At 55.8% G+C, this 11,669-nt stretch carries 14 protein-coding genes and 1 pseudogene; 7 read left to right on the forward strand and 8 right to left on the reverse strand.

Going from position 1 to position 11,669, the window contains the following annotated elements:
- Positions 1-351: 351 nt before the first annotated feature.
- On the reverse strand, positions 352-1,770 hold the full coding sequence (locus tag H146_RS0110810; protein WP_083920843.1) for an IS1380 family transposase: 1,419 nt from the start codon (positions 1,768-1,770) through the stop codon (positions 352-354).
- Between the two features lie 78 nt (positions 1,771-1,848).
- On the opposite strand from H146_RS0110810, the pseudogene H146_RS22465 reads away from it, so the two are divergent.
- From H146_RS22465 to H146_RS0110825, 4 genes and pseudogenes are all read left to right on the forward strand, one after another.
- Positions 1,849-2,007: pseudogene (locus H146_RS22465) on the forward strand (hypothetical protein); the annotation flags it as partial.
- Positions 2,001-2,390, forward strand: coding sequence for a hypothetical protein (locus H146_RS19115; protein WP_019951890.1), 390 nt, complete (start codon positions 2,001-2,003; stop codon positions 2,388-2,390). The pseudogene H146_RS22465 and the gene H146_RS19115, both read left to right, overlap by 7 nt.
- Positions 2,387-2,671, forward strand: coding sequence for a BrnT family toxin (locus tag H146_RS0110820; RefSeq protein ID WP_019951891.1), 285 nt, complete (start codon positions 2,387-2,389; stop codon positions 2,669-2,671). Before H146_RS19115 ends, H146_RS0110820 begins: the two co-directional genes overlap by 4 nt.
- Positions 2,631-2,921, forward strand: coding sequence for a BrnA antitoxin family protein (locus H146_RS0110825; protein WP_019951892.1), 291 nt, complete (start codon positions 2,631-2,633; stop codon positions 2,919-2,921). Before H146_RS0110820 ends, H146_RS0110825 begins: the two co-directional genes overlap by 41 nt.
- A 47-nt stretch (positions 2,922-2,968) precedes the next feature.
- On the opposite strand, the gene H146_RS22470 is transcribed toward H146_RS0110825, so the two are convergent.
- From H146_RS22470 to H146_RS21395, 5 genes are all read right to left on the reverse strand, one after another.
- Positions 2,969-3,322, reverse strand: coding sequence for a hypothetical protein (locus tag H146_RS22470; protein WP_019951893.1), 354 nt, complete (start codon positions 3,320-3,322; stop codon positions 2,969-2,971).
- On the reverse strand, positions 3,319-3,489 hold the full coding sequence (locus tag H146_RS22475) for a DUF2835 family protein (RefSeq protein ID WP_211213321.1): 171 nt from the start codon (positions 3,487-3,489) through the stop codon (positions 3,319-3,321). The genes H146_RS22470 and H146_RS22475 overlap by 4 nt, the downstream gene beginning before the upstream one ends.
- Before the next feature lie 102 nt (positions 3,490-3,591).
- A complete protein-coding gene (ada, locus tag H146_RS20735; RefSeq protein WP_083920844.1) occupies positions 3,592-4,659 on the reverse strand; it encodes a bifunctional DNA-binding transcriptional regulator/O6-methylguanine-DNA methyltransferase Ada in 1,068 nt (355 codons plus the stop codon).
- A 133-nt stretch (positions 4,660-4,792) separates the two neighbouring features.
- Positions 4,793-6,031 carry an ATP-grasp domain-containing protein gene (locus H146_RS20740; RefSeq protein WP_083920845.1) on the reverse strand — a complete coding sequence of 413 codons (1,239 nt, stop codon included), beginning with the start codon at positions 6,029-6,031 and terminating at the stop codon, positions 4,793-4,795.
- Entirely contained in the window at positions 6,028-6,993 is a 966-nt protein-coding gene (locus H146_RS21395; RefSeq protein WP_156826786.1) for an EamA family transporter, read from the reverse strand. Before H146_RS21395 ends, H146_RS20740 begins: the two co-directional genes overlap by 4 nt.
- Positions 6,994-7,281: 288 nt before the next feature.
- Between H146_RS21395 and H146_RS20245 the strand changes: the two genes are divergently transcribed.
- Positions 7,282-7,698: an RES domain-containing protein gene (locus H146_RS20245; RefSeq protein WP_019951897.1), complete on the forward strand. Its 417-nt coding sequence runs from the start codon at positions 7,282-7,284 to the stop codon at positions 7,696-7,698.
- A gap of 65 nt (positions 7,699-7,763) precedes the next feature.
- On the opposite strand, the gene H146_RS0110855 is transcribed toward H146_RS20245, so the two are convergent.
- Positions 7,764-8,003, reverse strand: a complete 240-nt coding sequence (locus H146_RS0110855) for a DUF2835 family protein (protein WP_019951898.1) — start codon at positions 8,001-8,003, stop codon at positions 7,764-7,766.
- Positions 8,004-8,083: 80 nt separating this feature from the next.
- Positions 8,084-9,157 (reverse strand): sulfate ABC transporter substrate-binding protein, encoded by a 1,074-nt coding sequence (locus H146_RS0110860; RefSeq protein ID WP_019951899.1) that lies wholly within the window; start codon positions 9,155-9,157, stop codon positions 8,084-8,086.
- A gap of 230 nt (positions 9,158-9,387) precedes the next feature.
- Here H146_RS0110860 and rarD point away from each other — a divergent pair, with 230 nt between their 5' ends.
- The gene (gene rarD / locus H146_RS0110865) at positions 9,388-10,302 is read left to right on the forward strand and encodes an EamA family transporter RarD (protein ID WP_019951900.1); all 915 of its coding nucleotides are present in this window, start codon (positions 9,388-9,390) and stop codon (positions 10,300-10,302) included.
- Positions 10,303-10,305: 3 nt separating this feature from the next.
- Positions 10,306-11,669: carboxylesterase family protein (locus H146_RS19130; protein ID WP_019951901.1), on the forward strand; the 1,364-nt coding region annotated here is incomplete at its 3' end.

Genomic DNA, 11,669 nt, shown 5'->3' on the forward strand with positions numbered 1-11,669 from the left:
TGGTGGCCTGATGGTGTTCATAACTGGCGCTTCGATGTCGTAACCGATCCTGCCGGATTCGTCGGAGAGGGCGTGCTATGGTCGGTTGACGGTGAACTCACTCGAACAAGGCCGGCATGAGCCCGCCTTATTCACGAGGACGTCGAATCGCGCCGTTATACCCCCATGGCGTCGGCTGCGCCTGCCACCGGCAGCATTGAATGCATGAGGGACACGTCGCTTATGCCCGGCGAGCCATTTTTATGAACTATTTATAACGTAAAGGCATTGATGGCATTCCTCCGGGCAGCCGTGAACGCCGGCCGCCGGCGCGGTCGCTCGATGCCTGGTCAGTGGCGGGTTTCGCCGGGGTCAAGGCAGTGCCATCAGCTTCGGCAACCCTTTCAGCAACGTCGGCCACCACCTGTCGGCGGCATCGCCGAGGTGCACGGTGATCCGCCGGGCGTGCAGCGACAGCGTGGCGGCAACCTTCAGCACCTGTTCACGCACCCGACGCAGACTCCAGCCCCGGCCAGTCTGCCGCTCCATCAGGCTGCGCAGCCCGTGCAGCACCTGGTAGGCGTAGAGGCTCAGCAGCAGGCTCACCTCGTTGCGCGCCATGACGTCCTGAACGATAGAGGCGCCACGATCGGTCGACGAGAGATGCACATTCAGCGCCGACTTCACCTCACCCATGTGCGCTTCGGCGCTGCCGCGCTTGCGGTAGAGGGCCAGCACCCTTTCCGGCGGCCACTCGAACCGGCCGAGATTGGTAACCAGAAAGAAGGCGTGCAGCAGCAGATCGTCGGGGTGTTCCTGTACCACCAGCACCACGCGGCGCGGTGCCGGCCACGACCGCGCCTGGTACGCCAGGTCGTGGTACCACTCCCGGGGCTGCTCGGGGGGACGGCCCCGCGGCCGCTTCAGGCAGGGCGCCGCCAGCTTCTGCAGGCCCGTGTGGCTGCGAAGTCGGCCGAGGTACTCGATGTCACGATCTTCCAGGGCTTCCAGCGTGTCATTGTCGGTGAAGCCCGCATCGATGCGCACCCGAACCGAGGCGCCGGTGCTCTCGTTGAGCCGTCGGGCCAGAGGCGGGATCCAGGTATCGGCATGTTCGGCCGGGCCGGCATTGCCCTCACGCAGCAGGCCACCCACCATGTCGCCGGTCTCGGCCAGCGAGGCCACCAGCGGCGAGTAGATCCGGGCACCATACAGCCCATGAAAGGCCGAGCCGCCCTGGTGACCGTGGACCTCGATCGGCAGGCCGTCGATGTCCAGCGTCAGCTGCTCGGGACGCTCGCCATGGTTCAGCGACGTCAGACGCCAGACCACCAGCCGCAGCAGACCCTCATGCAGCACATCGATGTTGTCGTCGCGGCCCGGGCACGTCAGTAACCGCGACAGCGTGGCCCGAGACGGTCGATCCTGTGCCAATGGCGTCGTCCCGCGCGCATCGCTGCAGGCCAGCTGCCAGAGCGGGTCACGACGCAGGGTGTCGGTATCGCCGAGGTCGATCCATCCCATCGCTCGCTGCAATACCAGGGTGCGCAGCTGACCGGCCAGCGAGTGGCGGATACGCAGCGGGTGGCGCGGGTCGACCAGGTTGTCCTCGAGCGCCTCGATCACGCCGCTGTTATCGAGGGCTTCACGCAGCAGCAGGGCGCCGCTGTCGCCGGTGGTGCGTTGGCCGTCGAGCTCAACGCGGATGGACCCGTTGCAGGACGGAATCCAGGGAGACAGGCTTTCACCCATGGCGAGTGGTCCTCCTGAATCAGGTTCTGACTGAAACAGATTGATTCTAAAGGAGAAAACTACTCGCCATCTTCGTTTTTATCCCGCCCTCGTGAATAAGGCGGGCTCAGAACCGTTTTTGAGAACCCGAGAAATCTGTACGGCTTCATGAAGATGGCAAACCATAATGAGGGCTTCGCGGGAAGCTCACCGCTGGAGCGGATCGCCAACGGCGACATCCTGACGCTGATGTCGGTCGCCTCACGTATCGATGCAATGAGAGGTTCACATTGGTAAGTGTCGATGAATTACCGGCACTGCCCTCGGGTGAGAAGCAAGGGTATCGTTTGCTCCCTTCGAAATTTCCACCGATCGCCCTTTTTGAAGATGTCGCCAGCGGTGATGAGTTCGAGATCCTCCATGAGCTGCAGGCGCTGACGAATCCGTGTCTGCAAACCAAAATCGGCAATCTGACGTTGATCGACACTAACGAGATCCCTTTCGGCATTCAGGGCTGCTTTTACGCAACCGCGCCGTTCACCCACGTCAATCCGGTCTGCTCGCGTTTCAGCCGTGGGCAATTGGGTATGCTCAAGCTGTTCCGATTTGTTGGGTGTACAGTATTTACGAAGCCGTATTATTGGGGGCACAATAAAACCAATAAGGAGAATCCCCCATGACCGACAACTGCGAGATCGAATATGACGTAAACAAGCGTATGGCCACCCTCGAAAACCGAGGGCTGGATTTTGAGGACGCCCCGCAGGTATTCGCCGGTACGCACCTGAGCCAAGCGGATGACCGGCAGGACTACGGAGAGAAGCGCATCATCACTGTTGGCAAGCTGGATGGCCGGATGGTGGTAATGGTGTGGACATGGCGGGGCGGCAAGCGGCGCATCATCTCAATGAGGTATGCCAATGATCGAGAAAAGAGGCGATTTCAACAGCACCTGGATTGACCCGGACGAGGCCCTGGAGCTTGACGACGAATGGCTGGAAGGGGCGCACAAGTACCGAGGCGACCAACTGGTGAAGCGAGGCCGTGGCCGCCCTCCTTTGGAGAAGCCAAAGGAAGCGGTCAAGATCCGCTATGACCAGGACGTGCTAGAGGCGTTCCGCGAGTCTGGCAAAGGCTGGCAGACCCGAATAAACAAGGCGCTTCGCCAGTTCCTCGCCGAGCACGACGTGAACGAGCTAGACCAGCAATAGAGCCCGCTGGAGCCACCAAAACCCCGCCATGGCGTAATGCCGGTCAGTTAACGCTGACTGGCTTTTTTCCTGGTAGGGTATTTCTGCGGTCGTCGCCTGACCGATCGAGAATAAGACCGCTCGCGCCGTTCTGGTAAAACGAAGGACGGCGCCATGTCCATCATTGACTGAATCACGCCGGGCACACGTCCCGGCGCAACCCAGGGCAGGATCGTCAGCTCCTTGATGATCCAGCAAGCCGCCTGGTGGAAGCTGAGCTGGTTCGGGTGTACCGCCTCCAGGCTATAGGCCATGCGAGCCATCTGAAAGCGGATCAGGATAGGCGCCCAGAGTTTCTGACAGACCATCTCCGGCGTCCGGCTACGCAGTATCAGGCGGTTACCCAACAGGGATTGCTTCATTTCGGGATTTCCCGATAGCCCAGTTCGATTTCCCAGCGATGGCTGTAAAGATCGACGATATCCGCCACAGGAAAACGCAGCGCCTCGATCGGCACGAACCGCCCGCTGCTATCGAAGCTGACGCGGAATGCGCCGTGAACGCCATCGCTCTGAATAATGCGGCGCAGGCATGATGAACACTCATGAGATGGATTTTATGGAATTGCGGAAGATTCCAAAGCACTCCTCCGACACTGTAGTGCGCATACCGTTATGCCCAGGGTAATATTTCATCGCTTCTCCTCGCGCTCCAAAAGTTTCTGCTTTATTTCAACACCCCATCTATATCCAGAAATATCACCATTGCTTTTCACAACACGATGGCACGGTATAGCTATGGCCAAGCGGTTTGATGCGCAGGCCTTTGCTACCGCCCTTACAGCTTTAGGTGAGCCGATACGCTTGGCAATCTCTGAGTAACTCACTTTCTCTCCATAAGGAATTTCTCGAAGCGCTTGCCATACTTTCTCCTGGAACACCGTACCCTGTATATCTAATGGCAAATTGAAGCCTGTCGATGGAGACTCTACAAATCCAACTACATTGGCCACGATTTTTTCAAAATTCTCGTCACCACCAACCAATTCAGCTTTAGAAAAGCTATCTTGAAATTCCAATATTAATTTCTGCGGATCAGGTCCAAGGAGAATAGAACAGATACCTTTACAGCTTTGGGCCACCAGTATTGCACCGAGCGAGCATTGTCCAACAGCAAATTTTATAGTTTGCCCTTTCCCTCCCGACCGGAACTCCTTGGGTTTCATACCCAAAGTATTATATGACGCCTCATAAAACCTACTGTTAGAATTAAAGCCTGAATCATAAATGGCATCAGTTATTGAATTGTCGCCACTTGTCAACTGTTGGCGAATCTTTAAAGACCTTGTTGCAGCTATATATGCTCTTGGCGTTATTCCTGTTTCGCGCTTAAAAACTCTGTGGAAATGAAACGGGCTCATTTCAGCCCATTCAGCCAGTTTTTCTAAAGACGGCACCTGCTCTGCCTCATGTATTTCCCTACATACTTTTGTTATTCTTTCCGCATTCTTTTTCGCAATACTTTTTCGATCAGGTGAAGCTCTACGGCTAGGGCGATAACCTGCATTTTCGGCTTCCTGAGAAGTATCGAAAAATCTTACATTTTCACGCCTGGGTAATTTTGTAACAGCGCTAGGTGGCCCATAAACACCAGTAGTTATTACAGCATATACAAAATGCTCATCAGCACATACATCACGACCAAGAATGGCTTCCCATCGCTCATCCTCATTTGCATACCGCGAATTTGAAACCTTCATAGCCTTTACCCTCCAACCTTTAACATCAGCAATAAATACTGGGGCCATCAATATCAAACTGGGCCTATTTTTTATAAAAATCAAGCAAATTTTTACTTCACTCAGCACGCCAACATTAAAAGGCCAAAGCTTTTCACTTCGTTATCGCAACAATGTTTTTTTCCCACATTCTAATCTTCGCTTCATCTGCAACAATCGAGGAAAGATCATCACCACTCAAAACCACGAAACCCAAAATACTATACAAATCGGAGGTTTCATGCACACAATCGCCAGGATTTTTAAGCAACTTGATCTCTTTAGCATTCTTTAGAAACTCAAGCTTTTGCATAAAAAAATTTTCATTCAAAACACCAGCGCTTTCAGCAACTATAAAAATGATATTGACATGCTTCATGTAGTCATAATCGCCAAATTGTGCCTCATCTTCCGTATAGGCATGGATAAGATCTGTAAGCTGACTCTGCCCAGTACACATCTCAGCATAAATCGGATGACCTCCACCGTGTAGCCTCGCTCCAGTTTCAACAAGCACTGGCCCCTTATCATCGATAATTACTTCCGAGTGCGCAGCACCATAGCTGATGCCTAATGCATCCAACACGTTGTAAATATACTCTCTCAATATTTTATATTGTGGAATGCTTTTATCAAGGAACTCTAGAGACGAATAAACTGCTTCGTGGGCGCCATTCCTTATTTTTTTATATCGACATACATTTTTTATATAATGCTTGCCATGCCAGCTAAAGCTATCAACCACATACTCTACACCTTGAATATATTCTTGAAATAAAAGGGCATAATTGACATGGCCGAGCTTGTCTTTAGTGCCCAGTATATTTTTAGCATGATTTCTCCAATCTTCATCTATTTTGAAAATACCTACACTATCTGTGCCTGCGCTTTCAAGCGGCTTGACAACAAGCCTTGATATATTAGGGTTTTCTGACAGCCATTGTTCAACGATCTTGAGGTTGTCAGTTTTAATCGATTTTATTGCACGCAAACTGTGGGATTGCAATGCGTCAACCATCTCCATTTTATCCCTTCTCGCGTGAGTGCAATTATAAGCATTCGAAATTTCTGGTGAAAAAATATTCGACAGCGTGTCGGCCAATGTAACACCTGATTCAGCGCCGGGAATAATTTTCTTGACGCCCAGGAATGACATTTCGTCGCTCAAGAAATTTATATTCCCGTCAAAGTAGTAAATTTTTGAAAAATCGCTTCCAACAAAGGAGTCGCCAAATGTGGCTAGTGTATCTGAATTACTGATGATGGCTATTGTACCAAAGCCCTGCTCATGCAATCTAGAGGCTATCAACTTACCCGATGAAAATGGATCTACGATCGCAACAATATTTTTCATGCCCCAACCCTTTTCTGCCTAAAATCATTTAGTATCTTATACACAACACAAACAGTCGTCATTATCACCCCTGCTAACGCCCAGTTTGATGAATGTGAGTTTGGTGAAAAGAACTGTAGACAATAGGTTAAGGCTGGACCTGTTGATACAATTACTGCAACAGACAGAGGTGATATTAATTTTATGCCATACTGTAGAATAAATAGGGGAAAACATACCAATGCCAAAGATATAAACAAGACAGGCCCAAAGCTGGAGGCCAAGCTATTCAACTCTATTGAGCTGTTTGAAATAGAATAGATTCCAGAAACTAAAATTAACAAATAAAACCTATGCGACATTACTTGAGATGGCGTCCATCCTTCATCATAAAGTCTTTTTGTGTAAACTGTATTAGTAGCTATACCCACTCCTGATATAACGGCGCCGGTTATAGCCCCTGCTAAAGTTACATTTGAAACATTAGCGATATTTTCTCCTGTGCTACCGACTACGACACCGGCTATCATGAAAAATTGGGCTGCACCAATTGCTACCCCTATCGCTAGCGAACCGGGATTATAGTTGCTATTCGAACGCAAAATTTTATCGATAATGATAGTGCTTAGCGGCCCTATAGAAGTTACTAAACATGCCACAATTGATGGTTCGATATATTTCAATGCCTGGTAAAAAAAGAGCCATGAAAGCATGGTGGTGAAGTTTAATGCCAAAATATTAACCAGTATATGATACGAACCAATTCTCTTATAATTTTTCGTAACCAAACAGTGTACCTGGAAGTAAATGGCAGAGATTATAAAGGTGAGGCATACAAGATAGATGGGATCGATGCTTTGAACATAGCTTGAAACATAAACGGCCTTCAACGCACTCAAAAATATAAATACAAAAACTGCTGCACTCCCAATGAATACAGTCGACTCTACATTAACGCTAAAAAAATTAAATTTTTTTCTCATATTAATTTTCTCGCCAGCTGGACAACGTCTATTTTACATGCACCTTTGAGACATGGAATTTAACACTATTTTCAGCCAAAATTAGAAACTGTTTCTGAGTTACACTCTAAAGAACTTTTTTTATATTTCTCTCCGTTTTTTGCTTTTTAATTTTTTTGAGCACGCTCATTGCGGTTATCGTACTAACATTATAATTTCGTTAGAAAAAATCCCCGCAAGACTTATCCAGGTTCTGTCTGAAAAGTCATGACTGCTACGCTGCCCCTGTTCACCGAACAGGAGACTGGCATGGCAGGCCGCTACGAGCTTTCCGATCAGCGCTGGCACATGATCGAGGACATCGTTTCTCCCCCGCAGACCATGGGGCGCCCGCGCAGGGATGATCGACAGATGCTTAATCGTGGCGGACAAGGGCTACGACAGCGATGCGCTGCGACACTACTGCACTCGTTATGGGATGCCCTGGTCATCGCCTGCGACCATGCCATTTATGCCCTTGATGACTACACAGCATCGCGCAGGCTGGGCGATGAGATGCAGGCCCGCCAACTTCCCGGCATTCGCTATCGATCGGTTCGCGCGCCAGGCGATACTTGTTGGGGATTGCTGACACCCCGGCCGGTCGAGGATGTGATCCAGACAGAACACTACGAGATGATCTGGAATGGCGCCGTGACCAGTGTTAACCGAATCTCCGCCGTTTGATGGCGCCTGCCTTCCGCGCCCTGACGGCATCCAACCAGGCATCCATAAAAGCGCCCGACACCACCTCAGCGTTCCACCTGGCCCCAAGACAACGCCTCGATCGACACGAACCGCCCGCTGCTATCAAAGCTGACGCGGAACACGCCGTGAACGCCATCGCTCTGAATGATGCGGCTAAGGGCGCGTGAGGGGAGCAGCACGCTGCGGCCGTCGAGGGTGCGGGTACGGATGCTGTCGGCACTGCCGGCGTAGTGGGCGCGGCACTGTTCGGCGCTGAGGTGAAGGACGATATCGACGCTGGGCATGGCGCGTTCCCGAAGGGCTGGCGCAGGCAGCTTGCCGCAAGCATCGGCGGCGGGCAATAGCGCCCGCCGCGCCCTGTCGCTCAGGGGCGCATGATGCGATCGAACACGCCACCATTGGCAAAGTGGGTCTGCTGCGCCTCGCCCCAGCCACCAAAGACGTCATTGATGTTGTAGAGCCTGACGTCGGGGAACTGCTCGAGCAGGGCCGGCTCGATGCCTTCGTCGTTGATCGGCCGATAGTAGTGCTCGGCGGCGATGCGCTGGCCCTGCGGCGAGTAAAGGTGTTCCAGATAGGCGCGCGCCGCCTTTTGCGTCGCTTCGTCCTTCTCCGCCAGGTTACCGCTGACCAGCGCCACCGGCGGCTGCGCCAGGATGCTGGCCGAGGGCACCACGATGTCGAACTCGTCGCTGCCCAGCTCGTTGATCGCCAGCAGCGCCTCGTTTTCCCAGGCCAGCAGTACATCGCCCAGACCGCGCTGGGTAAAGGTGTTGGTGGCACCACGCGCGCCGGTGTCGAGTACCGGCACGTGCTCGTAGAGCTCATCGACATAGGCCTCGGCGGCAGCCTGCGCATCGGCCACTTCGGCCTCGGCCGCCGGGTCGTGCAGCTTGTTCAGATCGCCCAGTTCGCGCTGCAGCGCCCAGGTCCAGGCGGCCAGATAGTTCCAGCGTGCACCGCCGGAGGTCTTGGGGTTGGGGGTAATCACCTCGACGCCATCGCGTACCAGATCGTCCCAGTCGTGGATGTTTTTGGGGTTACCCTTGCGCACCAGGAAGACGATGGTGGAGGTGTAGGGCGTGCTGTCGTGAGGAAGCTGCTGCTGCCAGTCGGCATCCACCAGGCCACTGTGCTCGGCGATGGCGTCGATATCGGCGGCCAGTGCCAGCGTCACGACATCCGCCGGGTTGCCCTCGATCACCGAGCGCGCCTGGCTGCCGGAGCCACCGTGGCTCTGGCGCACGCTGACCCGGTCGCCGCTCTGGGCCTCGTACCAGTCGCTGAAGGCAGCGTTGTAATCGGCGTAGAGTTCGCGGGTGGGGTCGTAGGAGACGTTGAGCAGGCTGATCTCCTCGGCCTGCGCCAGCGGCGCGACCAGTGTCAGTATCAGGCCGAGCGGCAGCAGGGCGCGGAAGCCGAAGGGGCGGGCGGTCATGAAACTCTCCATCAGATGATTGTTGGGGAGAGCCTATGCCGCTTTTTAATAACCATAAAATAGTTAATTTTCAGTTTTTAATTCAATTTTGCGATAAGCGGCCAGCGCCAGCGTCGGCATCTCCGTATCATGGCCGCTATCTTCTCTCCCTGATCTGCCCATGGGCGCCCCGGCCATCGCCACAACACCTCGCGACACCGTAAGATAGACCGTCGATTCAGGGAGGGGGCATGAGCAACACGCGCGAACAGAGCGTGGGCGTCGCCACAGCACTGGGCTGTTTTCTGCTGTGGGGGTTTCTGCCGCTCTATTTCAATCTGCTGAACGCTACCTCGGCGTGGGAGATTCTCGCTCAGCGGGTGGTGTGGGCCGCCGCGCTGCTGGTGCTGTTCGCCCTGCTGACCGGACGCGGCGCCAGGGTCATGTCGATTGCACGCGATCGCCGGTTGCTGGGAGCGCTGTGCCTGTCGGCGCTGCTTATCAGCACCAACTGGGGCGTGTTTATCTGGGCGGTGTCCAACCACCATGTGCTGCAGTCGAGCCTGGGTTACTACATCAACCCGCTGTTCAACGTGGTGCTGGGGCTACTCTTTTTCAGCGAGCGGCTGCGGCCGCTGCAGCTCCTGGCGGTCGGGCTCGCCGTGGCGGGGGTGACGATCATGGTGGTCGGCTTCGGCCGCGTGCCGTGGATTTCGCTGACTCTGGCGACCAGCTTCGGCCTCTACGGCGCGCTGCGCAAGCGCATTGCGGTCAACAGCATCGATGGTCTGCTGATCGAGACGGTACTGCTGCTGCCCTTTGCTCTGCTGTGGCTGGGCTGGCTGGCGCAGCAGGAGCAGCTCGCCTTTCTGCATCGCGATGTGCTCAACGACCTGCTGCTGGTCGGCTGCGGGCTGGTGACGCTGCTGCCGCTGATCCTTTTTGCCATGGCCGCACGGCGGCTGAAGCTGGCCACCCTTGGCCTGGTGCAGTACATCACTCCTACTCTGCACCTGCTGACCGGCGTGCTGATTCTCGGCGAACCCTTCAACCGCGCCAGCCTGATCACCTTCGCCTTCATCTGGGCAGGGCTGGCGCTCTACAGTCTCGATGCACTGCGCGCCCAGCGGCGCGTGACGAGCGCTCGCCGCCCCGCAGGAGAATAACCCATGGCGCAGACCACATCGCTGCCCGAGGCACCGCGCTTCTCCACCCCGGCCGGAGAGATTATCGGCTGGCGTGACGGTGGGGTGATCCGCGCGACCGGCATTCCCTATGCCCATACGCGCCGTTTCGCGCCGCCCGAGCCGCTGCCGCCCGCCGCGCGGCCGATCGAGGCCACCGAGTGGGCGCCCGCCTGTCCGCAGCGTCCGCCGCCGGCCTTCGAGTATCTGCTGGGCACCTCGCTCGACGAGCTCGAGCAGCATGAGGCCTGCACCGCCCTGTCGATCTGTCTGCCGGCGCTGGAAGCCAGTAAACCGCGAGCGGTGATGGTGTGGATTCACGGCGGTTCCTACACCATGGGCGCCGGCGATCTCGGCGCTCACGACCCTCGGCCATTGGCCGAGGAGCAGGGAGTGATCGTCGTCAATCTGACCTATCGACTCGGGATTTTCGGCTTCGTCGGCGGCAGCCGCGAACGACCGGCCAACCTCGGGCTGCTGGATATTATCGCAGGGCTGCGCTGGGTAAAGGCCAATATCGCCGCCTTCGGTGGCGACGCCGACAACATCACCCTGTTCGGCGAATCCGCCGGCGGCGACGCCATCGCCCATCTGATGGTGGCCGAAGGCACCGAGACGCTGTTTCAGCGCGCCATCATTCAGAGCGCGCCACTGGGGCTGACGCCCGGCAGGCCGCGCATGCACGCTGCCATGGCGAAGCAGGGCGAGGCGGTCGATGACAGCAGCAGCGTCAGGGCGTGCCTGGATGCCCAGTTGGCCGCCGAGAAAGCCGGCCAGCGCTACCTGCCGGGCGGCCTGATGCCGTTCGGCGTGCAGTACGGCCGGCCACCGCTGCCGGCGCTCAAGGCGCGCGACAGCATATTGCAACAGCGTGAATATGACCTGCTGATCGGCTACAACCGCGATGAAGCAGCGCTTTTCATGAACGCCTCGCCGCGGCTCAAGCGCTTTTTCAGTCTGCCGCTGATCGGTGCGCCTGTGAAGCGGGCGCTGAGCGAGCGCATCACCGCCGGTCTCTACGCCCGCGCCAGCGAGCGTTTTGCCCGCCGCCACGCTGCCAGCGGTGGCCGCAGCTATCTCTACCGTTTGCACTGGTGCAGCGGCCGCACCCTGCGCGGCGCCTGCCACACTATCGACCTGCCGCTGCTGTTCGCCGGCTGGGCACAGTGGCGCCGTGCGGCGATTATCCAGGGTATTGGCGAAGCGGAACTCAATGACTGCGGCCGTCGCACCCGCGCCCTGTGGGCACGCTTTGCCCGCGAAGGCGCTCTGGAGGCGCGCGGCAGCCTCGAGGGCGTACTGCAGTGGGAGCGGATTACGGGGCAAAAGCCCTCGGCACCCGCCGCTGA

Origin of the sequence: Kushneria aurantia DSM 21353, assembly GCF_000382245.1 — a bacterium.
Lineage (GTDB): Bacteria > Pseudomonadota > Gammaproteobacteria > Pseudomonadales > Halomonadaceae > Kushneria > Kushneria aurantia.